The sequence below is a fragment of the Acidiphilium multivorum AIU301 genome (genome assembly GCF_000202835.1).
Classification (GTDB): Bacteria; Pseudomonadota; Alphaproteobacteria; order Acetobacterales; family Acetobacteraceae; genus Acidiphilium; species Acidiphilium multivorum.
The window spans coordinates 2,433,991-2,458,197 of the sequence record NC_015186.1 but is presented as its reverse complement, the minus strand read 5'-3'; the positions used below and the strand labels follow the sequence as shown (position 1 = coordinate 2,458,197).

The 24,207-nt window shown below is 68.4% G+C and carries 22 protein-coding genes; 12 read left to right on the top strand and 10 right to left on the bottom strand.

The window, feature by feature from the left end:
* Positions 1-30: 30 nt before the first annotated feature.
* The gene (locus ACMV_RS11095) at positions 31-357 is read left to right on the top strand and encodes a hypothetical protein (RefSeq protein WP_007421976.1); all 327 of its coding nucleotides are present in this window, start codon (positions 31-33) and stop codon (positions 355-357) included.
* Between the two features lie 90 nt (positions 358-447).
* Positions 448-795 (top strand): YidB family protein, encoded by a 348-nt coding sequence (locus tag ACMV_RS11090; RefSeq protein ID WP_007421975.1) that lies wholly within the window; start codon positions 448-450, stop codon positions 793-795.
* Positions 796-816: 21 nt separating this feature from the next.
* Here ACMV_RS11090 and ACMV_RS11085 read toward each other — a convergent pair whose 3' ends face one another.
* From ACMV_RS11085 to gorA, 3 genes are read right to left on the bottom strand one after another with little or no spacing between them, the layout of a single operon-like run.
* Positions 817-1,968 (bottom strand): beta/alpha barrel domain-containing protein, encoded by a 1,152-nt coding sequence (locus ACMV_RS11085; protein ID WP_007421974.1) that lies wholly within the window; start codon positions 1,966-1,968, stop codon positions 817-819.
* Entirely contained in the window at positions 1,969-3,375 is a 1,407-nt protein-coding gene (locus tag ACMV_RS11080) for a class II 3-deoxy-7-phosphoheptulonate synthase (RefSeq protein WP_007421973.1), read from the bottom strand.
* A gap of 48 nt (positions 3,376-3,423) precedes the next feature.
* Complete coding sequence (gorA, locus tag ACMV_RS11075; RefSeq protein WP_041665046.1) at positions 3,424-4,809, bottom strand: glutathione-disulfide reductase; 1,386 nt, start codon at positions 4,807-4,809, stop codon at positions 3,424-3,426.
* 216 nt (positions 4,810-5,025) lie between these two features.
* Here gorA and ACMV_RS11070 point away from each other — a divergent pair, with 216 nt between their 5' ends.
* Positions 5,026-6,837 carry a cation:proton antiporter domain-containing protein gene (locus ACMV_RS11070; protein ID WP_013640473.1) on the top strand — a complete coding sequence of 604 codons (1,812 nt, stop codon included), beginning with the start codon at positions 5,026-5,028 and terminating at the stop codon, positions 6,835-6,837.
* A gap of 6 nt (positions 6,838-6,843) precedes the next feature.
* Here ACMV_RS11070 and ACMV_RS11065 read toward each other — a convergent pair whose 3' ends face one another.
* Both ACMV_RS11065 and ACMV_RS11060 read right to left on the bottom strand, forming a co-directional pair.
* A complete protein-coding gene (locus ACMV_RS11065; protein ID WP_007421970.1) occupies positions 6,844-7,194 on the bottom strand; it encodes a hypothetical protein in 351 nt (116 codons plus the stop codon).
* Between the two features lie 16 nt (positions 7,195-7,210).
* Positions 7,211-8,461 carry a molybdopterin-dependent oxidoreductase gene (locus ACMV_RS11060; RefSeq protein WP_013640472.1) on the bottom strand — a complete coding sequence of 417 codons (1,251 nt, stop codon included), beginning with the start codon at positions 8,459-8,461 and terminating at the stop codon, positions 7,211-7,213.
* A gap of 181 nt (positions 8,462-8,642) precedes the next feature.
* Here ACMV_RS11060 and ACMV_RS11055 point away from each other — a divergent pair, with 181 nt between their 5' ends.
* Positions 8,643-9,311, top strand: a complete 669-nt coding sequence (locus tag ACMV_RS11055) for a glutathione S-transferase family protein (protein ID WP_007421968.1) — start codon at positions 8,643-8,645, stop codon at positions 9,309-9,311.
* 21 nt (positions 9,312-9,332) lie between these two features.
* On the opposite strand, the gene ACMV_RS11050 is transcribed toward ACMV_RS11055, so the two are convergent.
* On the bottom strand, positions 9,333-10,190 hold the full coding sequence (locus ACMV_RS11050) for an NUDIX hydrolase (RefSeq protein WP_013640471.1): 858 nt from the start codon (positions 10,188-10,190) through the stop codon (positions 9,333-9,335).
* A gap of 34 nt (positions 10,191-10,224) precedes the next feature.
* On the opposite strand from ACMV_RS11050, the gene ACMV_RS11045 reads away from it, so the two are divergent.
* From ACMV_RS11045 to ACMV_RS11025, 5 genes are all read left to right on the top strand, one after another.
* Positions 10,225-12,096 carry an ABCB family ABC transporter ATP-binding protein/permease gene (locus ACMV_RS11045; protein WP_007421966.1) on the top strand — a complete coding sequence of 624 codons (1,872 nt, stop codon included), beginning with the start codon at positions 10,225-10,227 and terminating at the stop codon, positions 12,094-12,096.
* A 48-nt stretch (positions 12,097-12,144) separates the two neighbouring features.
* Complete coding sequence (locus ACMV_RS11040; RefSeq protein WP_007421965.1) at positions 12,145-12,384, top strand: hypothetical protein; 240 nt, start codon at positions 12,145-12,147, stop codon at positions 12,382-12,384.
* Between the two features lie 164 nt (positions 12,385-12,548).
* A complete protein-coding gene (locus ACMV_RS11035) occupies positions 12,549-13,658 on the top strand; it encodes a sugar ABC transporter substrate-binding protein (RefSeq protein ID WP_007421964.1) in 1,110 nt (369 codons plus the stop codon).
* A gap of 64 nt (positions 13,659-13,722) precedes the next feature.
* Positions 13,723-14,532, top strand: a complete 810-nt coding sequence (locus tag ACMV_RS11030; protein WP_007421963.1) for an ATP-binding cassette domain-containing protein — start codon at positions 13,723-13,725, stop codon at positions 14,530-14,532.
* Positions 14,529-15,737, top strand: coding sequence for a sugar ABC transporter permease (locus ACMV_RS11025; protein WP_013640470.1), 1,209 nt, complete (start codon positions 14,529-14,531; stop codon positions 15,735-15,737). The genes ACMV_RS11030 and ACMV_RS11025 overlap by 4 nt, the downstream gene beginning before the upstream one ends.
* Here the strand turns inward: ACMV_RS11025 and ACMV_RS11020 are convergent.
* Together ACMV_RS11020 and ACMV_RS11015 are read right to left on the bottom strand one after the other, a co-directional pair.
* Positions 15,734-16,831, bottom strand: a complete 1,098-nt coding sequence (locus ACMV_RS11020; RefSeq protein WP_013640469.1) for an FAD-dependent oxidoreductase — start codon at positions 16,829-16,831, stop codon at positions 15,734-15,736. The two genes, ACMV_RS11025 and ACMV_RS11020, sit on opposite strands and share 4 nt — an antisense overlap.
* A 4-nt stretch (positions 16,832-16,835) precedes the next feature.
* A complete protein-coding gene (locus ACMV_RS11015; RefSeq protein ID WP_007424341.1) occupies positions 16,836-17,498 on the bottom strand; it encodes a cupin domain-containing protein in 663 nt (220 codons plus the stop codon).
* 186 nt (positions 17,499-17,684) lie between these two features.
* On the opposite strand from ACMV_RS11015, the gene ACMV_RS11010 reads away from it, so the two are divergent.
* From ACMV_RS11010 to ACMV_RS11000, 3 genes are read left to right on the top strand one after another with little or no spacing between them, the layout of a single operon-like run.
* Complete coding sequence (locus ACMV_RS11010; protein ID WP_007424342.1) at positions 17,685-19,997, top strand: xanthine dehydrogenase family protein molybdopterin-binding subunit; 2,313 nt, start codon at positions 17,685-17,687, stop codon at positions 19,995-19,997.
* A complete protein-coding gene (locus ACMV_RS11005; RefSeq protein WP_007424340.1) occupies positions 19,994-20,419 on the top strand; it encodes a DUF1489 family protein in 426 nt (141 codons plus the stop codon). The genes ACMV_RS11010 and ACMV_RS11005 overlap by 4 nt, the downstream gene beginning before the upstream one ends.
* Positions 20,416-21,213 carry a S49 family peptidase gene (locus tag ACMV_RS11000; RefSeq protein ID WP_013640468.1) on the top strand — a complete coding sequence of 266 codons (798 nt, stop codon included), beginning with the start codon at positions 20,416-20,418 and terminating at the stop codon, positions 21,211-21,213. Before ACMV_RS11005 ends, ACMV_RS11000 begins: the two co-directional genes overlap by 4 nt.
* 22 nt (positions 21,214-21,235) lie before the next feature.
* On the opposite strand, the gene ACMV_RS10995 is transcribed toward ACMV_RS11000, so the two are convergent.
* On the bottom strand, positions 21,236-22,666 hold the full coding sequence (locus ACMV_RS10995) for an NAD-dependent succinate-semialdehyde dehydrogenase (RefSeq protein WP_007424338.1): 1,431 nt from the start codon (positions 22,664-22,666) through the stop codon (positions 21,236-21,238).
* Positions 22,667-22,703: 37 nt separating this feature from the next.
* Positions 22,704-24,029 (bottom strand): aspartate aminotransferase family protein, encoded by a 1,326-nt coding sequence (locus ACMV_RS10990; protein WP_012039728.1) that lies wholly within the window; start codon positions 24,027-24,029, stop codon positions 22,704-22,706.
* Positions 24,030-24,207 lie beyond the last annotated feature (178 nt).

The window sequence follows — 24,207 nt, the reverse complement described above, 5'->3', positions numbered from 1 at the left end:
CAAGCCAACCTCTTATCGGAGAGATCTCCCATGACCATCGGCACGATCCTGCGCGCGACAATTCCCGCGCTCGCGCTCGCCTTCACCATGAGCGCCGCCGGCACCGCCCAGGCCGCCACCAAGAAGGCGCCGGACAGCAAGGCGAAGACGCATCATGTCGCCCACGCCGCCGCCCTGCCGGGCTACAAGACGCTCGGCGCGGCGAAGGCCGCCTGCCACGGGACGGTGGTTTGGCACGCGACGGGCAGCAAGGTCTTCCATGGCGAAAAGTCGAAGTATTTCGGCAAGACCAAGCGCGGTGCCTATGTGTGCGAGAAGGTGGCTCTCGAACATCATCTGCACGCCAGCAAATACTGAGTCCCTGACCACGATCCCGACAGGGATTGCTTGATTCGCGGCCGGAACGTGTGCAACGTTTCCGGCCGTATTTGGTTAGGGAGATTTCAAATGGGTCTGTTCAACGGAATTTCCGGTCTGATCAGCGGCCTTGCCGAGGGGCAGCCGGCCGGCTCCCTGGCGGAGGCGCTGGAGGGCAGTGGCATCAGTCTGTCCGACCTCACGCAAACACTCCGGCAAAGCGATCTCGGCCCGCATGTCGCTTCCTGGCTCGGCGCGGGAGAGAACCTGCCGGTCAGCGTCGAAGATGTGCGGCAGGCACTCGGTGACCCGCTGGTGGAAAGGATCGCGGCGCAATTCGGGATCGATACGTCGGCGGCGGCTCAACTTCTCGCGCAGCACCTTCCCGCCGCGGTCAGCCAGGCTGCGCCCGGTGACGAAACGACAGACGACGAGTGAGAGACGTCCGAGCTAGCCGCGTCAGGCCCGCTCGCGCAGCAGGAATTCGCGGCCGAGCTTGACCCGCGGCTCGCCGTCATAGGCGACGACATCCGCCGTTGCGTAAGTCTCGCTCCATGTCTCGGGAATGAAGCTCCCTGTCCCGACGACGTCGACGGGCACATGCGCATCCGCCATCACGCTGCACTTCTCGACACCGAAGCCGGACGAGGCGACGATTTTCACCCGCACGAAACCCGCATCGTCCAGCACCTCGCGCAGCCGCCAGATCGCGGCGGCGGACACCCCGGTGCCGATCAGGTAGCGCAATTCGCTATGGCTGCGGTAACGGCGGATCGCGCCGGGCGCGTGCCGCTCCATCACCGCGTAGCTCTCCTGCGGGTCAAGCCCTTCGAGAAAGCGGCCGCCATGGGTGTCGAGCCGGATCGACAGCCGGCCCGCATCGGCCAGCTCGGGAAACCGCCGGCAGACGGCAAGCGCATCGGTCACTTCCCGGCCGAAATAATCGGTCAGCACCGTGAGGTCGGATTCGGGAAAGGTCTCGTGGAACATCTCGGCCGCGCGCACGGTGCTGCCGGCATATCCGATCAGCGCATGCGGCATGGTCCCATAGCCATGGGGCGCACCGAAATAATGCGCGGTCTCGTCAGTGGCGTTGCCGATGAAGCCGCGCGCGCCCTCGGCCCGCGCCGCCCGCGAACCGACCGACGCCGCATAGGCCATCATCTCTTCCATTTCGGCGCCCGCGCAGTGGCGGGATTCCATCGCGAGAAAGGCGGCTTTCGGCAGGGCGGCGCACATCTGATAGGCATTGTGCGCGGCCACACAGGCCGGGCCGAGCTTCTGCAGCAGGATCGTCTCGAGATCCACCAGGGCCACGAAACTGCCGGTCACGTAGGCAATCGGCTCGCCTGCGCCGACCCAGGATCCCTCGGGCCGGGCGAGTTCGACCTCGACATGCTCGCCGCGCGCCTCCATCACCTCGTCGAGCCAGCGCAGCATCAGCATCGGCGCGGAGACAACGGGGCGGCGCATGAACAGGGCGTAGGTGACCCGCGCATCGCCGAACCGGGCGACGATCGCCCTGGTCCGGTTGAAATAGGCATCGGTCCGCGCCGCGATCCCGGCGTCGAGATCGGGGCGCGGGACCGCCCGGCGTGCGGCGCGGGTCATTTACTCGGCGGCGATCGCGGTGCCGCGGGGCGCGCGACGGGTCTTCAGTTCCGCCGCGATCAGGAAGGCGAGTTCGAGCGACTGCTCGGCATTCAGCCGCGGGTCGCAGAACGTCTCGTAGCGGGCCCCGAGATCGGCCTCGGAAAGCTGCCGCGCGCCGCCGACGCACTCGGTCACGTCCTGCCCGGTCATCTCGACATGCACGCCGCTCGGCGTGGTTCCCTCGGCCTCGTGAATGTCGAAGAAGCCGCGCACTTCCGACAGGATCGCATCGAACCGGCGGGTCTTCACCTTGCCGGATGTGGTGATCGTGTTGCCGTGCATCGGGTCGCACAGCCAAGCCACATTGCGGCCCTCCCGCTTTGTCGCCCGCACCAGTTTCGGCAGCTTGGCGGCGATCTGCTCCGCGCCCATCCGCGCGATCAGCGTCAGCCGCCCGGCCTCGTTCGCCGGATCGAGGCGCTCGATCAGGCGCAGCATGTCGTCCTCGTCCATGCTCGGGCCGACCTTCATGCCGATGGGGTTCTTCACGCCGCGCATGAACTCGACATGCGCGCCGTCGAGCTGGCGGGTGCGGTCGCCGATCCAGAGGAAATGCGCCGAGCAGGCGTAATGATCGCCTGTCGTCGAATCGACGCGCGTCAGCGCCTGCTCGTAGGGCAGCAGCAGCGCTTCGTGGCTCGTGTAGAATTCGGTCTCGTGGATCTGCGGGGTCGACTGGCTGGTCATGCCGCAGGCGGCCATGAACTGTAGCGTCTCGTCGATCCGTGCCGCGAGGTCGCGGTAGCGCTCGGCGAGCGGCGAGCGGCGCACGAAATCCAGGTTCCAACGATGCACCTGGTGCAGGTCGGCATAGCCGCCCGAGGCGAAGGCGCGCAGCAGGTTGAGCGTGCCGGCCGACTGGAAATAGCCGAACTCCATCCGCGCCGGATCGGGAATGCGGGCTTCGGCGGTGAAATCCGGCCCGTTGATGATGTCGCCGCGGTAGGAGGGCAGGGTGACGCCGTCGATCGTCTCGCTGTCCGAACTGCGCGGCTTGGCGAACTGGCCGGCCATGCGGCCGAGCTTTACCACCGGCACCGACCCGCCGAAGGTCAGCACCACCGCCATCTGCAGCAGCACGCGGAACGTGTCGCGGATGACGTTGGCGGTGAAGTCGCCGAAGCTCTCGGCGCAGTCGCCGCCCTGCAGGATGAACGCCTTGCCTTCCGTCGCCAGCGCGAGCGAGGCCTTCAGGCGGCGCGCCTCGCCGGCGAAGACGAGCGGCGGATAGCCGTGCAGGCGGGCCTCCATCGCAGCGAGCTTCGCCGCGTCGGGATAGGTCGGCACCTGCTTGATCGGCTTCGCCCGCCAGGATTCCGGGCTCCAGCCCGCCGGATCATGCATCGTCGTGTCAGCGTCGTTCATGGCGATCTCCTTGGAGAAGGGCCTATAAGCCAAAACCGGGCGGGCGCGCTACTCCGCCGCCCGCGGCTTCGCCGATTCGCCGCCGCGGTTCACCCGTCGTGTCTCCGTCCGCAGGGTTACGAATTCCTCCGCCGCAGTCGGGTGGATGCCGATCGTGCGGTCGAAATCCGCCTTGGTCGCCCCGGCAGTGATGGCCACGGCAAGCCCCTGCATGATCTCGGCGGCGTCCTCGCCCAGCATATGCGCGCCGATGACCTGGTCGGTCTCCGCGTCGACGATCAGCTTCATCATCGTTTTCCGCGCGCGTCCGCTGAGCGTGTGACGCATGGGCGTGAACCGCGCGACGAACACTTTCGCGCCGTCGGGTGCCGCGTCCTCCGTCACGCCGACGGTGGCGAGCGGCGGGATCGAGAAGACCGCACTCGCCACATTGGCGAGGGAGATGCGGCGCGGCCGGTTGCCGAACAGCGTGTCCGCCAGGGCGTGGCCCTCGGCGGTGGCGACCGGGGTGAGGTTCAGCCGGTCGGTCACGTCGCCGAGCGCGAAGATGTGCGGGACATTGGTGCGATAATCCTCGTCGATCGGGATCGCGCCGCCGGGCCTGGCCGTCACGCCGGCCTTGTCCAGCCCGAGGCCCGCCACGTTCGGTGCCCTTCCGGTGGCGAAAAACACGCAATCCGCCTCGATCATGTGCCCGTTCGACAGATGCAGGCGCCGCCGCGCGCCCGCCGCCTCGATCCGCACGGGCTCGACGCCGTGATGCACGCCGATGCCGTTCGCCGCCAGCGCCTCCGCCAGCCCCGCCCGCAGGTCGGGGTCAAACCCGCGCAGCGGCAGCGGCTGGCGGTAGACGATGTCCACCTTCGAGCCGAGGCCGGCAAGGATTCCGGCGAATTCCACAGCAATATAGCCGCCGCCAACCATCACGACATGCTCCGGCCGCGCCGGCAGGTGGAAGGCGTCGTCCGAGACGATCGCGAGGTCCGCGCCGGGAATGGCGGGCCGGAGCGGCTGGCCGCCGGTCGCGATCGCGATCCGGTCGGCGGTGACGTGCTGCTCGCCCACCATCAGCGTATGCGGGCCGAGAAACCGCGCCCGCGCATTGAAGATCGTGGCGCCCGCCCGCTCCAGCAGTCCCGTATAGGCGCCGTTCAGCCGGCCGATCTCGCGGTCCTTGGCGGCGATGAAACCGGGCCAGTCATGCGCGACGGCGCGCATGTCCCAGCCGAAGCCGCGCGCATCGGTGGCGCCAAGCCCGTACTCCGCCGCCATCACCATCAGCTTCTTTGGCACGCAGCCGATATTCACGCAGGTGCCGCCCCAGTGCCGGTCCTCGGCGATGCCGACGCGCGCGCCATGCCCCGCCGCGATCCGCGCGAGCCGCACCCCCGCCGAGCCGCCGCCGATGACGAAAAGGTCGAAATCGTGGTTCATCCCGATCATCCTGTTCTCACGCCGCCTTACGTAAGGGTTTGTCGCACGATTGGCATGGGATGGAAACGGAATGGCCGCCCTGTCGCGATCGGGCCGGTTGGCGGGCGCGCCGGCCGGTGGCAGGGTCATTCCGCCGGTCCGCTTCCGCGCGCCGGTACTGCCTGACCATCCGCGGCCCACAATCCACGCTCATGCCTGTTTCGGGGAACCGGCCCAATGATCATCACCCTCGTCGCACTGCTCGCGGCCACGGTCGTCACGGTGCCGCTGGCGCGTCGCCTCGGGGTCGGCAGCATCGTGGGCTATCTGTTCGCCGGGCTCATCATCGGTCCGGCCGGCCTGCGCCTCGTCACCGGCATCTCCGAAATCCGCAGCGTGTCGGAGCTCGGGGTGACCATGCTGCTGTTCCTGATCGGGCTGGAGATTCGCCCGCACCGGCTCTGGATCCTGCGCAAGACCATCCTGGGCCTCGGTTTCGGTCACATGATCCCGAGCGCCGCCATTCTGGCCGTCCTTGCCCATTTCGCCGGACTCGGCTGGCCGGCGGCGACGGTGGTCGGCCTCGGCCTGTCGCTCTCCTCCACCGCCATCGTCCTGCCGATGCTGAACGAGCGCAACCTGCTCAGCGCCGCCTCCGGCCGCGATGCCTTCGCCGTCCTGCTGTTCCAGGATATGGCCTTCATCCCCCTGGTCGCCCTGGTGCCGCTGCTCGTCGGCAATACGCTGGCGAGCCATCTCGCCGCCGGCGCGGCCCCGGCGGATGTCGCCGCGCATTTCGCCCACAATGTCCCCTGGCTCGCGGTCGGGCGGGCGGTGCTGGCGGTGGCGGCGATCCTGTTCGGCGGCATGGTCCTCGCCGACCGCGTCTTCCGCCTGATCGGCGGTGCGCGCACCCCCGAGGTGTTCACCGCGATGACGCTGCTGATCGTCGTCGGCACGGCGGCTCTGGCCCACTGGGCCGGACTGTCGGCCTCGCTCGGCGCCTTCATGGCGGGCGCGCTGCTGTCGGATTCGGAGTTCCGTCACGCCATCCAGGCCGATATCGAGCCGTTCGAGGGCCTGCTGCTCGGCTTCTTCTTCATCTCGGTTGGCATGTCGGTCGATTTCTCGCTGTTTCATAGCGAACCGCTGCTGATCGTCGCTTCCGTGGCCGCGCTGCTTGTGGTGAAGACCGCGGTCGGGTTCGTGGTCGCCTTCGCGAAGCGCCGCAACGTAGCCACCGCGCTGCGCTTTGCCGCGGCGCTGCCGGAAGGCAGCGAGTTCAGCTTTGTGGTCTTCGCCGCCGCCGTCGGTGCCGGGGTGCTGAACCGGGCCCAGTCTGGGCTGGCGACGCTCACTGTCGCCCTGTCGATGTTGGTGGTGCCGCTCGGTTTCGCCGGCATCGAGCGCTGGGTCATGCCGCGCATCGCCCGCCGGCAGACGCCGCCGAGCACCCCGATCGAGGAGGGCGCCGTCGTCCCGGTGCTGATCTGCGGCTTCGGTCGGGTCGGCCAGATCGTCGGCCGGCTGCTCTCGGTGCGACGGATTCCCTTCGTCGCCCTCGACCAGAACGCCGACCATGTCGCCTTCGTCCGCCGCTTCGGCGCGCGGGCCTATTTCGGCGATCCGGCCCGGCTCACCGTCCTGCGCGCCGCCGGCGCGGGCAATGCGAAGCTGCTGGTCATCGCACTCGACGATCCCGATGCGGCGCTCCGGGTGGCCGACCTCGCGCGCCGCCACCTGCCGCACCTGACCATCCTGGCGCGGGCGCGGAACCGCCGCCATGCCCAGTTGCTGATGGATCGCGGCGTCGAGCACATCGTGCGCGAAACCTTTGCATCGAGCCTCGAACTCGGCGAACGCGCGCTGCGCGAACTCGGCATTCCGGCCGAGGAGGCGGCGCGCACCATCTTCACGTTCCGGCAGCGGGACGAGGCGCTGCTCACCGAAACCCTCGGCTTTGCCGGCGACCCGTCGCGCGTGGTCGCCAGCATCGAGCAGAGCGTCGCCGAACTGCAGTCCCTCTTCGAGGCCGATCGCGGCGGCTGAGTTGGGCTATTTCATCGCCTTCTGCCGGGCCACCAGCGCGTCGACGATCTTCGGGATGTCGGCCTCCGCGTAGGGCGCGCCGAACGCTTTCTTCATCTTCGTCACCTCCACTGTCCAGGTCGATGCGGAAAGCTTCGGTTGCCGCTCAACGAATCCCGCCGAGTGGCAGGTGACGCAGTGCTGGTTCAGGATTTCCGCCCCCGTGCCCTGGAAATAGCCACCCGGAGAAGGAACGTTGACCGAGAGCGGCCCCAGCGTCGGTCCGGGTGCAGCCGCCAGTGCAATGGTGCCGCAGACGGTCGCCGCCGCGAGCGCAACAAGAGCGGCGCGCGCGGAATATGTGCTGATGATCTTCATGGCTTGCCGTCCTTTCTCAGGCGACCGTGACGTCGACATGTTCGATGGCGTTGTAGAGGAACCCGCCCGGATTCCAGCCTGCCTTCGCGGGCTGCACGTGCCCTGCCGCGTTGGTGGCCCGGACCATCAGCCGATAGGCCCCCGGTTTCGGGAAGCGCACCGGAATTTGCCAGTCCCGGAAGCCATAGGCACCATGGTTTTGCCCGAGCCTGGCCGGGCGCCAGCTCGCCCCGCCGTCGATCGACACGGCAACGGACTTCAGGGCGCTGCCGCCGCCGAAGGCAAAGCCGCGAACCACGACGGGTCTGCCGGCGGGTAGCCGCGCGCCGTTGGTGACGCTGCCGAAGAAGCTGCGCGGCTTCATCTCGTTGATCGGCACCATCTTGATCCCCGGCTCACCGGGTGTCATCGATCCGGTCGGCGTGTCAGGGATCTTGTAGGCGGTTGCCATCCAGAAATCGGTCGAGGGGTGATCCATCACCTCGATCTCGGTGAGCATCTTCACCCAATAGGTCGAATACCATCCCGGCACGATGAGGCGGACCGGGTAGCCATTGAGCAGCGGCAGATTCGCGCCGTTCATCTGGAAGGCGATCATCACCTCGCCGTCATTGGCGCGTGACAGCGGAATGGCCTTCTCGAATCTGACATCCGCCGGATACAGCCCGCCGCCCTGCTCCAGGCTGCGGAACGCAACATGCGTCGCCCCGGCCTTCACTCCGGCGCGGGCCAGCAGATGCCTGAGCGGCACGCCGGTCCACATTGCATTGTACATGGCGCCATGCGCCCATTGCGCGCCGGGCACCCGCGGTTCGATGAAGCCCCGGCTGTTGCCCGAGCACTGGTTCACCGCAGCGATCTTGCGGATCGGAAAGCCGTGCATCAGCTCGTCGAGGGTGATCTCGACCGGCTTGTCGACGAGGCCCGAAACCCTGATCCGGTATTTCGCCGTGTCGATGCTTTCCGGGAAGTCGGCCATGTGCCAGCGCACGAAGGCGCGGTCGTTCGGTGTGAACAGGTTGTCCCGGAACACCTCGAACGGCGTTTCCAGCAGCGGCGCGCGGGTCCGCTGCAGGATCATCTCGCCTTTTTGCGGAAACGTTCCCGCCGGCACGATGGGCCGCTCGCCATTGGCGAAGGGCAGGGTGACGGTCTGCGGCGCCGCCGCGCCGGCGCGCGAGGCAAGCGCAAGTCCGGCGATCGAGGCGGTGCCCAGCAGGGTCGCACGACGCGTGGCGCCGCCCTCGCTGGAAAAGCATTGTTTCATGGCGTGTCTCCAAATATCGTTTCTTGAGCCCAACGGGTGTGTCCGTCAGCCTTTTGAGTGTAACGGAATTGTGATATTCTCGAAAGTGAATAAATGTGATGACATGCTACGGATGGTTGCGTGCGGTGCACGGCGCCGCCGCGTCTTGCACGCCGGTGCCGTCCTGCGATAACGCCGGTTCATGCGCATTCTACATCACCTCCCGCTCTCGCCCTTTGCCCGCAAGGTCAGGCTCGTGCTGGCCGAAAAGCGGCTGCCCTTCGAACTCAAGCTCGAACGGACATGGGAGCGCCGCCCGGAATACCTCGCGATGAACCCGGCCGGCACGGTGCCGACCCTGGTCGAGGAGAACGGGCTGGTGGTGCCCCATTCCAACGCCATCTGCGAATATCTCGACGAGGCTTACCCGGACATTTCCCTGATCGGCCGCACGCTGGCCGAGCGCGCCGAGATCCGCGCCGTCACCGCCTGGTTCGACGAGCGCTTCGCCACCGAAGTGTCGCGCAACCTGCTCTACGAGAAGGTGATGAAGCCGGCGGCCAAGCGCGGCGCCCCCGACCCCTCGCGCATCCGCGACGGCTATGCGGCGTTACGCGCCCATCTCGGTCATATCGGCTTTCTCGCCGAGCGGCGGAAATATCTTGCTGGCGCCAATCTCTCGCTGGCCGATTTCGCCGCCGCGGCGCATCTCTCGGCCCTCGATTTCATTGGCGATATCGACTGGTCGGTGAATCCGGCCGCCCGCGAATGGTATGCGCGGATCAAGTCCCGCCCGGCCTTCCGCCCGCTGCTGAACGATCGTGTCTCCGGCTTCACGCCGCCGCCGCACTACGCCGACCTCGATTTCTGATCCCTGCCACCCGGCGGCGCGTCAATCCGCCGCCGCCGGCGGCTGGGCGGCGAGCGCCGCCCGCACCCGGCCGCTCGGATCGGCGAGCACGCCGTGGCGGAGCAGGAAATCGATGATCACGAGATTGACGTTGAACTTTACCTCATCGGTCCCGGCGACGATGCCGAGCATCTCCCGGGCCGGGACGAGGCTGAAGGATTCCACCTCGCCATCCGCCGCTTCGGGGCGGAACGACTCGTCCAGCTCGAGATCGTAGCAGACCAGCAGGTCGCGCCGCAGCCCCTCCGGCCGCTCCATGTCATAGGCGATCCGCGCCACCGCCCGCGCTTGGGCGATCGTGCCGGCGGGAATGCTCGCCTCTTCGGCAGCTTCCTTCGCCAGCGTGTCGAACGCGCCCATTCCGGCAGAGACGCCGCCGCCGACCAGGTTGTCCAGCTTGCCGGGATCGAGCTTCTTCGTCGCGCTCCGCCGGCCGATCCACAGATGGGGCCCATCCGCCCGCCGCACATAGCCGTTCAGATGCACGCCGACGCCGATGACTCCGAAGGCGGGCAGCGCCCCGCGGTCGAGCGTTGCGAGCACCGGTCCGTCGATCCGGCTGCGCACGTCGAACAACTCGCCCCGCGTGCGGAAGCCGTGCGCCGGGCCGAGCGGGGTCGCCACCGCGTTCAGCCGCGCGGCCTCTTCCGGCGGAATGCTCAGCCCGCCGGGATGGGGACGCGCATAGGACGCAAGGTCCGCGGCCAGGGCGGCGCCGACATAGCCGACCGGCTCGTCGCCGATATGGAGCGGAATCCGTCGCCCCGGCAGAACCGCCGTGCGGCACCGCGCGATACGTTCGAGCAGCGCGGCCGATACCTGCTCCTCAGTGCCGGCCATTTGCATTTCGTGAACTGCATGCCATCTGCCGGACATGGCCCGAACCGTCGACATTGCCAAGAGCGAAAGCAGTCTCGCCACCGTGCGCTCCCTGCTGCCCTATCTCTGGCCCAAGCGCGAGCCCGGATTGCGCGTCCGCGTCGTGCTCGCCTCCCTGTGCCTGGTCCTCGCCAAGGTCGCGACCGTCATCATCCCGATCCTCTATGCGCGGGCGGTGGACGTGCTGTCGGCCAAGGCCGGCCCGCTCGCCGTGCCGGCGGCGCTGATCGTCGCCTACGCGCTGGTGCGCATCGCCTCGTCCGGCTTCGGCGAACTGCGCGACGCGCTCTTCGCCGCCGTGCAGCAGCGCGCGGCGCGGGTGATCAGCCGCGAGACCTTCGAGCATCTGCACAACCTCTCGATGCGCTTTCATCTCGACCGGCAGACCGGCGGGCTCTCGCGCATCATCCTGCGCGGCACCACCGGCATCCAGACGGTGCTGCGCCTTGCCGTGTTCAACGTGGTGCCGACGCTGATCGAACTGCTGCTGACGGTCGGCATCCTCTGGCACATGTTCAACTGGATCTATGCCGCGATCACGCTGGTCGCGGTCGGCGGCTATCTCGGCTTCACCTTCGGCTTCACCTCCTGGCGCATCAAGTTCCGCCGCCAGATGAACGAGACCGACAACGCCGCCCAGACCAAGGCGATCGACAGCCTGCTGAATTTCGAGACGGTGAAGTATTTCGGCAACGAGGCGCATGAAAGCGTGCGCTTCGACGCGAGCCTCGCCGCCTACGAGACGGCGGCGGTCCGCTCGCAGGTCACGCTCAACGCGCTCAATCTCGGCCAGGCCGCGATTATCGCCGTCGGCCTTGCCGTGCTGATGCTGATGGCGGCGAACGGCGTCGTCGCCGGGCGGCTGAATGTCGGCCAGTTCGTGCTGGTGAACACCTACCTGATCCAGCTCTACCAGCCGCTCAACTTCGTCGGCTTCGTCTATCGCGAGCTGAAGCAGGGCCTGGTCGACATGGAGCAGATGTTTTCACTCCTCCGCACCCCGCAGGAGATCTCCGACCGGGCGGATGCGAAAACCCTGCCGGCGCGGGGTGCTCCCGTGCCGGTCGAGTTCGTGGATGTCCGCTTCGGCTACAGCCCCGATCGGGAGATCCTGCACGGCATCTCCTTCCGCGCCGAACCCGGCCGCAAGATCGCCCTGGTCGGGCCGACGGGGTCGGGCAAGTCGACCATTTCGCGGCTGCTCTTCCGCTTCTACGACGTGAGCGAGGGCGCCGTGCTGGTCGATGGCATCGACGTGCGCGACCTGACACAGGCGAGCCTGCGCGCCGCGATCGGCGTCGTGCCGCAGGACACCGTGCTGTTCAACGACAGCATCCGCTACAACATCGCCTATGGCCGCCCCGGCGCGTCGGATGCCGAGGTCGAGCGCGCGGCCCGCCTCGCCCAGATCCACGATTTCATCATGTCGCTGCCGCAGGGCTATGCGACCACGGTGGGCGAGCGCGGCCTCAAGCTCTCGGGCGGCGAGAAGCAGCGCGTCGCCATCGCCCGCACCATCCTCAAGGATCCCCGCCTGCTGATTCTCGACGAGGCGACCAGCGCCCTCGACACGGCGACGGAGCAGGATATCGGCGCGGCGCTGCGGCAGGTCGCGCGCGACCGCACCACGCTGGTGATCGCCCATCGCCTGTCCACGGTGATCGACGCCGACGAGATCCTCGTCCTGCGCGACGGCAACATCGTCGAGCGCGGCACCCATGCCTCGCTGCTCGCCGCCGGCGGCATCTACGCCGCGATGTGGGCCGCGCAGTCCGAGCAGATCGAGGCGGCCTCGGCCGAACAGGACCTCGCCACCGGCCCGCGCACCCGCGAGCTTCCCCTCCGCCCCGCGACGACTCCGGCCTGAGGGGCCGGCCGCCGCCATAACGATTTCATGACGCAAGGGAATGATCAGATGCACCAACAAGCAACCGAGGCGCAGATCCTCGAGGCCGGCCAGATCATCGACCAGCTGGTTCATCATATGGTCGAGAAGGAGATCCCGACCATCGCCATCGCCTCGGCCCTGCTCGGCGGCGCGCTGAACCTGCTGAGCGCCTCGCTGCCCGACGAGGCCATCCTGCGGATCCTCGACAATGCGATGGAAAGCGTGCGTTCCGGCGCGCTGCGCGAGATCGACGAACCCAAGCAATAGGGCCCCGCCGGCCGAGCGTCCGCGACAAGTCTGCATTTCCCGCTTGACAATGGTTCGGGCTTCACGATAGCAACCGATTTACTACAAGGGTCAAATTAATTGGAGCTCCGCGGTTCGGCGGAGGACCGGAATTCGATCCATCATTTCTTGGAAGAGGAAACACCATGAAAATCGCGTTCCCGACGATTATTGCCGCGTCCGCGCTGGCGGTTGGCGCCTTCGGCCTGACGGCCGCGCACGCCCAGTCGGTCACCCAGCCTTCCGTGCACCAGATCAGCAGCAAGAAGACGACGATCGCCTTCCTGCTGCCCGAGAACTCCTCGCCGCGCTATGAGCAGGTCGACCGTCCCTGGTTCATCAAGATGGCGCACGCGGCCGATCCGAACGCCAAGCTGATCGTCAGCAACGCCAATTCGAGCCCCGACACCCAGCTCAACCAGGCCGAATCCGCGATCTCGAACGGTGCGGACGTTCTCGTCGTCGATCCGGTCGACGGCAAGGCCGGTGCCGCGATCGTCAACTACGCCGCGCGCAACCACGTCAAGGTCATTTCCTACGACCGTCTGATCCAGGATTCGAAGCCCGATTACTACGTCTCGTTCGACAACACGAAGGTCGGCGAGCTGCAGGGCGAGTATATCGCCAAGCACACCAAGCCCGGCGGCAGCGTGATGATGATCAACGGCGCGCCGACCGATCCGAACGCGTTCGACTTCCGCAAGGGCGCGATGAACGTGCTCGGCCCGCTCTTCAAATCCGGCAAGCTGCACCTCGCCTACTCGGTGATGACGCCGGACTGGAGCCCGCAGAACGCGTTCGAGGAAAGCCAGCAGGCGCTGACCCGGCTGCACAACAAGGTCAACGCCGTCCTCGCCGCGAATGACGGCACCGCCTCCGGCGTGATCCGCGCGCTCCAGGCGGTCGGCCTCGCCGGCAAGGTGCCGGTGACCGGCCAGGATGCGACCAATGGCGGCCTGACCTTCATCCTCGAAGGCCTGCAGTCGATGACCGTGTTCAAATACGTCCCCGAGGAAGCCGCCGCGGCGGCGGAACTCGCGGTGGCGGTGGCGACCGACACGAAGCCGCCGGCCGGCCTGCTGAACGGCAAGACCAACAACAAGATGATCGACGTCCCGTCGGTCCTGCTGAAGCCGCTCGTGGTCACCAAGGCGAATATCGCCGGCTCGGTGATCAAGTCGGGCTATACCACCTGGAAGGCGATCTGTGTGGGCCCCGCGGCCCAGGGCAAGATCTGCAAGGCCCACGGCGCCTGATCCGGGACCATTGACGGCGCGGCGGACGCCCCGCGCGTCCGCCGTTTGCTTGGGAGGACGAGAGATGAGTGCGGCAATCGCGGCTGAACCCGCCGCAGCACCCCTGCTTGAGGTGCGCGGCCTGCAAAAGCGCTACGGCGCCGTGGTCGCCCTGCGCGACGTGAACTTCACCGTCCGCCGCGGCGAGGTGACCGCCCTGCTTGGCGACAACGGTGCGGGCAAATCCACGACCATCAAGGCGATCGCCGGCGTCGCGCCGATCGACGAGGGAGAAATCCTGCTCGAGGGAAGGCCGGTCTCGATCCGCCACCCGTCCGAGGCGACGGCGCTGGGCATCCAGACCGTGTATCAGGATCTCGCCCTCTGCGACAATCTTGGCATCTGCGCCAATCTCTATCTCGGCCGCGAACTCGTCAGCACGCCGACCGCGCTCGGCCCGCATGTGCTGCGCGATGTCGACATGGAACTCGAAGCGCGGCGGGTGCTGAAGACGCTGCGGATCAACCTGCCCGCGCTCGATACGCCGGTGGCCTCGCTCTCCGGCGGGCAGCGCCAGGCAGTCGCCATCGCCCGCGCCGTGCTGTGGGATTCGAAGCTCGTCATCATGGACGAACCCACCGCCGCCCTCGGCGTCGCCCAGACGGCGGAGGTGCTCCGCCTGGTGCGCGACCTCGCCGAGCAGGGCTATGGCGTCATTCTCATCACCCACAACATGCAGAACGTCTTCCAGGTGGCGGACAACATCGCCGTGCTGCGCCTCGGCGCCACGGTGATGGAAGCCCGCAAGAGCGACGTGACGCCGGAGCAGGTGGTCGGCGCCATCACCGGCACGCTCGCCATTCCCGGGACCGGCGCGGCAGGAGCCATGGCATGAGCAGCGTGCAGCATCCGGAGCAGAAATCCGAGCAGAAATCCCCGTTCAGGCGCTGGCTGACCGGGGTCGCGCAATCGACCGATCTCGGCATGCTGCCGGTGATCGCGGCACTCATCGTCATCTGGATCGTGTTCGAGACGCTGAACGCCAACTTCCTGACCCCGCGCAACCTCTCCAATCTCGCGGCCCAGATCGTCGTCACCGGCACGCTGGCGCTGGCCGAAATCTACATCATCCTGCTCGGCATGATCGACCTGTCGATCGGCTGGAACTCGGTTCTCGCCGCGTCGGTGTTCTCGCTGGCCACGGTGTTCTTTCACCTGCCGGTCGGCGTCGGCATCGTGCTTGGAATCGCGCTGGCGACCGGCCTTGGTTTCCTCCAGGGCATGGTGGTCTCGCGGATCGGCGTGCCGAGCTTCGTCGTCACCCTCGGCGGCGGCATGATCGCCGAGGGCCTGACGCTCGCGATCCTGACGCCGCATGGCGGATCGGTGCCGCTGGCGGACAATTTCACCACCGCGATCGGCACGCTCAATCTCGATCCGCTGTGGTCGTGGGTGCTGAGCCTGCTGCTGTTCGGCGCCTATGCCGCGGTCACGCTGAACGGCATCCGCAAGCGCACGGCGAGCGGCCACGAGGGTGGGTTCGCCGCGACGATGCGGCTGGTCGGCGTCGCCATCATGCTGTTCGGCGCGGTGTTCATGCTGAACGCCTATCGCGGCGTGCCGTTCCTGCTCATGATCTTTCTGATCGCGCTGTTCGCCTCGGCCTTCGTCACCAAGTCCACCCGCTTCGGCCGGCATCTCTACGCGGTCGGCGGCAATGCCGAGGCGGCGCGCCGCGCCGGCATCTCGGTGAAGGGGATTCAGCTCTCCGTCTTCATCATCGCCGGCTTCCTTGTCGGCCTCGCCGGCTATCTCGATGCGGCGCGCCTCGGCGTCGCCTCCGCCTCGGTCGGCAATGGCGACATCATGCTCAACGCCGTCGCCGCGGCGGTGATCGGCGGCACCTCGCTGTTCGGCGGGCGCGGCAGCGTCTATGGCGCGCTGTTCGGCGCACTGGTGATCGCGAGTGTCAGCAACGGCATGAACCTGCTCGGCGCCGCCTCATCGGTGCGCTTCATCGTCGAGGGGCTGATCCTGCTGGCCGCGATCACCATCGACACCATCCTCCGCCTCCGGCGGATGCGCAGCGGCCGGGCCTAACGCCCGGCTGCCACGCCAGCCGCGGGAAGGCCGCCGCCATGTTGCGCATTCATGGCGGCGGCTGCCTCGGCGGCGGCCAGCGCGCCCTCGAGATAGCCGCCGAATTCGGGCGCGCTCTCCGATCCCGAAAGCAGGACGCGGTCGCGCCACGGCGCGGGCAGGGCGAGCGGCGCATAGGCCGGATGCCCGGCCAGCGGCGGGGCGTCGGCCGGAGTCGCGGTCAGCTCGTCGGTCGACCAGTCCTGGATCAGCAGCGCGCGCGGTGATCCGGCCGCCGGGCCGAACAGCGATGCGAGCTGGGCGCGCACCGCATCCTCCAGCCTTGCCCGGCGCGCCGCCCGCATCGCGGCCGGCCAGGCGAAGAAGCCGAACAGCGCCGCCTCGCCCGCGGCACCGGGCAGGCTGGCATCGTGAATCTCGCCCAGCGGCCCGCACCGGCTGAAGGCCCCGCCGGATAGGCCGGAAGCGCGCCAGACCGGCGCGTCGTAGATCGCCAGCGCCTTGGCGTGCCCGGCCATCCAGGTCGGCACCGCCTCGAACTGCCGCAGCGAAGCGGCGGGCAGGGCGGGCGCAAAGCCGATCGTCGCCGCCAGTCGCGGCGGCAGCGCCAGCGCCACGCGCCGCGCCCGCAGCGCTGCCGCCCCGGTCTCGACGCCGACCGCATCCGACTCCAGGACCAGCCGCTCGACCCGGGTGCCGAGCCGGATCGTGCCGGGGGCGAGGCGGGCGGCGAATCCTTCGGCGAGGGCGGCGATCCCGCCCTCGACCCGCATGCTCGGCGGCTCCTGCGCGAAGCCGTGGGGCAGGCGCTGGGCCGTCCCGTCGCTGTCCTGGAACACGAAGCCGCCTTCATCCGCCTGGCGGTAGAGCCGGAGGCCGAGTGCAGCGGCGGCCCGCGCCACGCGCGGCTGCATGGCCGGCCAGATCCAGGCCGGGCCGAGATCGTAGCAGCCTGAAGCGGTGCGATGCACGAGGCTTCGCCCGCCGATTCGCGAACGCGCCTCGATCACCGCGACATCCTGGCCCGCTTCCTGCGCGCGTGCCGCGAGGGCGAGCCCGGCAAGGCCCGCCCCGACCACGATCAGGTCGTGCATGGCGTCAGGCGGCCGCCGGCAGATGGCCGCTCTTGCGGTAGAGCAGCGCTCCGTCGGCGCTGGCCAGCGCGAGCCGGCTGCCGGCGGGCAGCCGCAGCCATGTGCCGGCGCCGAGCGTCGCGCCGTCCCGCGCGATCGACCCCTCGACCACGAAGATCTCGACGCCGCGCGGATAGGCCTGCTCCGCGCTCTCGATCCCGGCGGCGAGGCGAATCATGTCCACCTGCTCCCAGGGCGCCGAAAACAGCAGCGCTTCCGACCACCCCGGCGCCCGCTCGCGCCACAGCCCGGGATCGGTGGTGTCGATGCGCACCGGCGCGGCCTCTTCCGGCGGCATCTGCCGCAGCTTCACCAGGATCGTCGCCCCCGGCGCGCTGGAGGGCGTGTGCCGCGACCCGGGCGGATTGCGCACGTAATGCCCGCGCGGAAAATCTCCGGTCTCGTCCGAGAACACGCCGTCCAGCACCAGGAATTCCTCGCCCTCGTCATGCCGGTGCGGGCTGAAGGCCGAACCCGGCGCGTAGCGCACCAGCGAGGTCGCCCGCGCCACCTCGCCGCCGTCGCGCTCCAGCATCCGTCGCTCCACGCCGGCCATCGGCGAGGCGATCCAGTCGAGCGCCGCCGAATCGACGAGCGCCGGCTGGCGAAGATCGGCGTTGATCTGCATGTCTGCTCCTTTCGGCCCGTGGCCGGTCCCAAACACATTCTATCGCCTGCATATGGCCTGTTTCGTGCCGAGGGCAAACCGCTGTTGCCTTGCCGGTCTATTGTATTTTCCCGACCGACCCATATCCTGAGCGCAGGGAAGGCGCGCTGCGGCCGCCGTCAGCAACTGGAAGATGAGGAATCGATCATGGTGAAATTCGGTCTTGCCCAGCCGGTCAAGCGCGTCGAGGATTCGCGGCTGCTGCGCGGCGCTGGACAATATACCGACGACGTTCCGGGCGAGGGCGCGCTGCACCTGCACGTCCTGCGTTCGCCGCACGCCGCCGCGACGATCACCGGGATCGACGCCGAGGCCGCCCGCGCGGTGCCGGGCGTCGTCGCCATCGTCACCGGCGCGGATCTCGCCGCCGAGGGCATCGCGCCGATTCCCTGCATGGTGCCGATCAAGAACCAGGACGGCACGCCGCGCGCCCAGGCCGATCGCCCGGCCCTCGCCCAGGGCGCGGTGCGCCATGTCGGCGAGCCGGTGGCCTATATCGTCGCTGAAACCGCGCAGGCCGCGCGCGATGCCGCCGAGCTGGTCGACGTCCGCTACGACACGAAGCCCTCGATCACCGATCTGGCCAGCGCGATGTCCGACAGCGCGCCGCGCGTGCATGACGACGCGCCGGCCAACCGCGTCTTCGACTGGGCGGTGGGCGACGCCGCGAAGGTGGACGAGCTGTTCGCCGCCGCCGCGCATGTGACGAAGCTGCGCATCGTCAACAACCGCATCGTCGTCAACTCGCTGGAGCCCCGCGCCGCCCGCGCCGAGTTCGACGCGGCGTCCGGCCGCTGGACGCTGACCACCAACACCCAGGGCGGCTGGCTGCTGAAGGACTGCCTCGCCGGCGCCGTGTTCAAGGTGGAGCCGGCGAAGTTCCGGGTCATCACCCCGGATGTCGGCGGCGGCTTCGGCATGAAGCTGTTCGTCTATCCCGAGCATGTCATGGTCTGCCACGCCGCCCGCAAGCTGGGCCGGCCGGTGAAATGGACCTCCGAGCGCAGCGAGGCGTTCCTCTCCGACACGCATGGGCGCGACCACATCACCATCGGCGAGCTGGCGCTCGACGCCGATCACCGGATCACCGCCATGCGGGTGACGGACACGGCGAACATGGGCGCCTATCTCTCGAATTTCGGCCCCTTCATCCCGACCCTCGCCGGCACCAAGGTGCTGGCCAGCGTCTATGGCATGAAGGCGATCCATGCGCGGGTGTTCGGCGTGTTCACCAACACCGTGCCGGTCGACGCCTATCGCGGCGCCGGCCGCCCGGAGAGCAACTATCTCGTCGAGCGGCTGATCGACGCCGCCGCCCGCGAACTCGGGATCGACCGCGCCGAGCTGCGCCGCATCAACATGGTGCCGGCGAGCGCCATGCCCTTCACCACCGCGATGGCGCAGACCTACGATTCGGGCGATTTCCACAAGGTGCTCGACCATGCGCTCGACATGATCGACTGGAAGGGCTTCCCCGCCCGCCGCGCGAAGTCGGCTGCCGCCGGCAAGCGGCGCGGCATCGGCATGGCCTATTACCTCGAGGCGACCGGCGGCGCGCCGGAGGAGCGCGCCGAGATCCGTTTCACCAGGGATGGGCATGTCGATGTCTATGTCGGCACCCAGTCCACCGGCCAGGGCCATGAAACCGCCTATGTGCAGCTGGTGAACGACCGGCTCGGCATCGATCCTGACAAGATCCGTGTCCGCCAGGGCGATACCGACACGATTCCGCAGGGTGGCGGCACCGGCGGCGCGCGCAGCCTTTATTCCGAGGGCCAGGCCATCGCGCTGACCACCGCGACCATTCTCGAAAAGGGCCGCAAGGCCGCGGCCGATCATCTGGAGGCCGCGGAGGCCGACATCGTGTTCCAGGACGGCGCGTTCCGCATCGTCGGCACCGACCGGGCGATCGACGTCATCACCCTGGCGGCGGACCTGCACGGCGATCAGGGCAACGCGCTCGATACCGCCGAGATCGCCAAGATCGAGAAGCACACCTTCCCGAACGGCTGCCACATCGCCGAGGTCGAGATCGATCCGGAAACCGGCGTCACCTCGGTGCTGCGCTATCTGGTGTGCGACGATGTCGGCACCATCGTGAATCCGATGATCGTGCGCGGCCAGGTGCATGGTGGCGTCGCCCAGGGGCTCGGGCAGGCGCTGCTGGAGAACACCGCCTACGACCCGGAGTCGGGCCAGCTCGTCGCCGGCAGCCTGATGGATTATGCGCTGCCCCGCGCCGACGACCTGCCGGATATCGAGGTGGAGTTCGTCTCGGTGCCCTGCGCCTCGAACCCGCTCGGCGTGAAGGGCGCGGGCGAGGCCGGCGCCGTCGGCTCGCCGCCGGCGCTGATCAACGCGGTGATCGACGCGCTTGCCGTCGACGGTATCCGCGAGATCGACATGCCGGCGACGCCCGAGCGCGTCTGGCAGGCGATCTCGGCGCGGCAGGCCGCTTGATCCACCTGGTCAAGCTCGCGGTCGGCGTGAAGGATCCCGGCCACCTGGCCGAGATCCAGCGCCGCCGCGCCGTGGCCGATCCGCCGCTGCGCCACCAGACCCGCAGCTTTCCCAAGCGCGCGGCGGAGCTGACCGATGGAGGGTCGATCTACTGGGTCATCACCGGCGCCGTGCTGGTTCGCCAGCGTGTGCTCGACGTCACCGAGGATGTCTGGGATGACGGCACGCGCTGCACCGGCCTCGTGCTCGACCCCACGCTCGTCCGGGTCGAGGCGCGGCCGATGAAGCCCTTCCAGGGCTGGCGCTACCTCGCGCCGGACGACGCGCCCGCCGACCTGCCGGAAGGCGGCCGCACTTCCGGCATCGAGGACTTGCCGCCGGCGCTGCGGCGCGACCTGCGCGCCCTGGCGCTGCTGCCATGACGTTCCGCCTGCCGTGGTCGCGCCCGTGCGTGCCGGTGATCCGGCTTGCCGGGCTGATCTCGCCGCGCGAGGGGGCGGTCAATCTCGAACGCTTTGCTCCGGCCATCGACCGCGGTTTCGACCTCGCGAAGGGCGGGACGAAGCTGCTGATCCTCGCGATCGAGAGCCCCGGCGGCTCGCCGGTGCAATCCGACCTGATCGGCCGGCATATCCGCCGCAAGGCCGAGGAGACGGGCGTGCGCGTTCTCGCCGTGATCGGCGATGTCGGCGCCTCGGGCGGCTACTGGATCGCCTGCGCCGGCGACGAGATCTTCGCCAATCCGATGTCGATCGTCGGCTCGATCGGGGTGGTCGGCGGCGGTTTCGGCCTGCATGACCTGATCCGCCGCTTCGGGATCGAGCGCCGCGTCGTCACCGCCGGCGCCAACAAGCTGCGCAACGATCCGTTCTCGCCCGAACGGCCGGGGGACGCCGCATTCAACCAGGCGCTGCTCGACGACATTCACGACGCCTTCAAGGCGTGGGTGCGGGAGCGCCGCGGCGCCGCCCTGAAAGGCGACGACACGGTGTTCGACGGCTCCTACATGCTGGGTAGCGCGGCGAAGGCACGCGGTCTGATCGACGGATTCGGCGATGTGCGCGGCCTGATCACCGGGCGCTGCGGCCCGCGCGCGAAGCCGGTCTTTCTTGGCCCGAAGCGGAAATTCTCGCTGCTGCGGCTGTTTGGCCGCTCCAGCCTGATCGAACTCGCCAATGCGATGGAGGCCGAGGCGCTCACGCCGAAACTCGGCTGAGCGCCCCGGTCGCTTCGGCGTCTTACGACGCCTGGGTCACGAACTTGGTGGCGAGATAGGCCTCGATCGCCTCGGCGCCGCCTTCCCAGCCATAGCCGCTGTCCTTCATGCCGCCGAACGGCGTCTCGGGCAGGGCGATGCCGTGATGGTTGATCGAGATCATCCCCGATTCGATGCGGTCGCCCAGCGCCGTGACCGTTCTGGCCGACCGCGAATAGGCGTAGGCGGCGAGGCCGTATTCCAGCCGGTTGGCCTCGGTCACCGCGTCCTCGAAGGTCGAGAAACGGTTGACCAGCGCGAGCGGGCCGAACGGTTCCTCGTTCATCACCCGCGCCGTGGTCGGAATGTCGGTCAGCACGGTGGGCTGGAAGAAATATCCCTTGTTGCCGATCCGCTCGCCGCCTTCGGCCACCTTCGCGCCGTGCTTCGTCGCGTCGGCGATGAAGCCCTCGATCGCCGGGATGCGGCGCTCGTTGGCGAGCGGCCCCATCGTCGTGCCCTCCTCGAGCCCGTTGCCGACCTTGATTTTCCGGACCGCGCCGAGGAAGCGCTCCATGAACCCGTCATAGACGCTCTCCTGCACGAGGAAGCGCGTCGGCGCGACGCAGACCTGGCCGGCATTGCGGAACTTGTTGGCGGCGAGGATCTTCGCCGCCGCGTCGAGATCGGCGTCCTCGAAGACGATCGCCGGCGCGTGGCCGCCGAGTTCCATCGTCGCCCGCTTCATGTGCGCCCCGGCGAGGGCGGCGAGATGCTTGCCCACCGCGGTCGAGCCGGTGAAGGAGATCTTCCGCACCGCGCGGTGCGGGATCAGATATTCGGAAATCTCGGCCGGCACGCCGTAGACGAGGTTGAGCACGCCCGGCGGCAGCCCGGCATCGGCGAAGGCGCGCACCAGCTCGGCGCAGGCGCCCGGCGTTTCCTCCGGCCCCTTCAGGATCACCGCGCAGCCGGCGGCCAGCGCGGCCGAGACCTTGCGCACCGCCTGGTTGATCGGGAAGTTCCACGGCGTGAAGGCGGCGACGATGCCGACCGGCTCCTTGACCACGAGCTGGTAGACGCCCGCCGCCCGCGCCGGGATCACCCGGCCATAGGTGCGCTTCGCCTCTTCGGCGAACCAGTCGATCACGTCGGCGGCGACCGTGGTTTCGCCCTTCGCCTCGGCGAGCGGCTTGCCCTGTTCCATCGTCATGATCGTGGCGATCTCGGGAATCCGCGCCCGGATCAGCTCGGCGGCCTTGCGCAGCAGCGCCGCGCGCTGGAATGCCGGCGTCGCCCGCCAGGTCGCATAGCCAGCCTCCGCCGCTGCGATCGCGGCGTCGAGATCCTCGCGCCCCGCATGGGCGGCGGTGCCGATCACCTCCTCGGTCGCCGGGTTGATCACGTCGAGCGTGCGGCCCGAGGCGGATTTCGTCCATGCCCCGCCGATATGCAGCAAAACGTCCTTGTACATCTATGATCCTGTCTCTGTGTCCTGTCTGGCCGCCGGTTCAGACGGTGGCCAGCACCTTGCGCAGCTTGTCGAACATCTCGTCGAGCTGGTCGTCGGTGGTGATGAAGAGCGGGGCGAAGATCACCGTATCGCCGGCAACCCGCAGCACCAACCCCTGTTCGAAGGCGCGGCGCAGCACGGCGAAGCCACGCTTGCCCGGCCCGCCCTCGGGCGCGAGGTCGACCGCGCCGAGCAGGCCGAAACCGCGGGTGTCGATGACGATCGGGACGTCGCGCAGTGCCGCGATGCGTTCGAGGAATTTCGGCGCCAGCGCCGCGCCGCGCGCGAACAGGTCATCCTCGCGGAAAATCTTCAGCGTCGCCAGCGCGGCGGCGCAGGCCACCGGATGCGCCGAATAGGTGTAGCCGTGGAAGAACTCCACCGCCTCCGGCCCGGCGGCATCGAGAATCGCCTGCTGCACGTCCTCCCGCACGGCGACGGCGGCCATCGGGATGTTGCCGTTGGTGATCGCCTTGGCCATGGTCAGCATGTCCGGCACCACGCCGAACGCATCCGCCGCGAAGGGCGCGCCGGTGCGGCCGAAGCCGCAGATCACCTCGTCGAAGATCAGCAGGATGCCGTGCTTCGTGCAGATCTCGCGCAACCGCTCCAGATAGCCCTTCGGCGGCACCAGCACACCCGTCGATCCCGCGATCGGCTCGACGATGCAGGCGGCGATGGTGTCGGCGCCATAGAGATCGATCATGCGCTGCAGATCGTCGGCGAGATCGACGCCGCCATGCTCGCCCTGGCCCATCTGGAAGCGGTTCTCGGGGATGTGCGTGTGCCGCATATGCGCGACACCCGGCAGGCCAAGGCCGAATGCCTCGCGGTTCTTCACCATGCCGCCGACCGACCAACCGCCGAAATTGACCCCGTGATAGCCGCGCGCCCGGCCGATGATCCGCTGCCGCTGCCCCTGGCCGCGCACGCGGTGATACTGGATCGCGACCTTGAGCGCGGATTCGACCGCTTCCGATCCCGAGCCGGCGAAGAACACGCGGTTCAGCCCGGCGGGCAGCATCTGCGCCAGTTCGGTGGCCAGCCGGAACGAGCCGGGCACGCCGAACTGGAAGGCCGGCGCGTAATCCAGCTCCTCGAGCTGCCGCGCCACCGCGTCGCGGATCTCGCGCCGCCCGTGTCCGGCCGGCGTGGTGTAGAGGCCGGAGACCGAGTCCAGCAGCTTCTCGCCCGCCGTATTCCAGTAATGCACCCCCTCGGCGCGGGCGATGATGCGCGGCGCATCATGGAACTGCTTGTTGGCGGTGAAGGGCATCCAGTGATGGATCAGCGGCTCGTTCGAGCGCGAAGCGGGCTGGTTCATGGAACGGTCCTCGCAGAAAGGAAATATCGTCAGCTTATTATTTTAATCGGAACACGCGCAAGCCTGGCGGTTGATGTGCCGTTTCGTGACAGTCTGTCGATTATCCTGAACACATCACCGTCGTTTCGCCGCCCCTTGGCCCGCGCCGCCGCCGGGCCTAAAAGCGGTGCTCGACTAT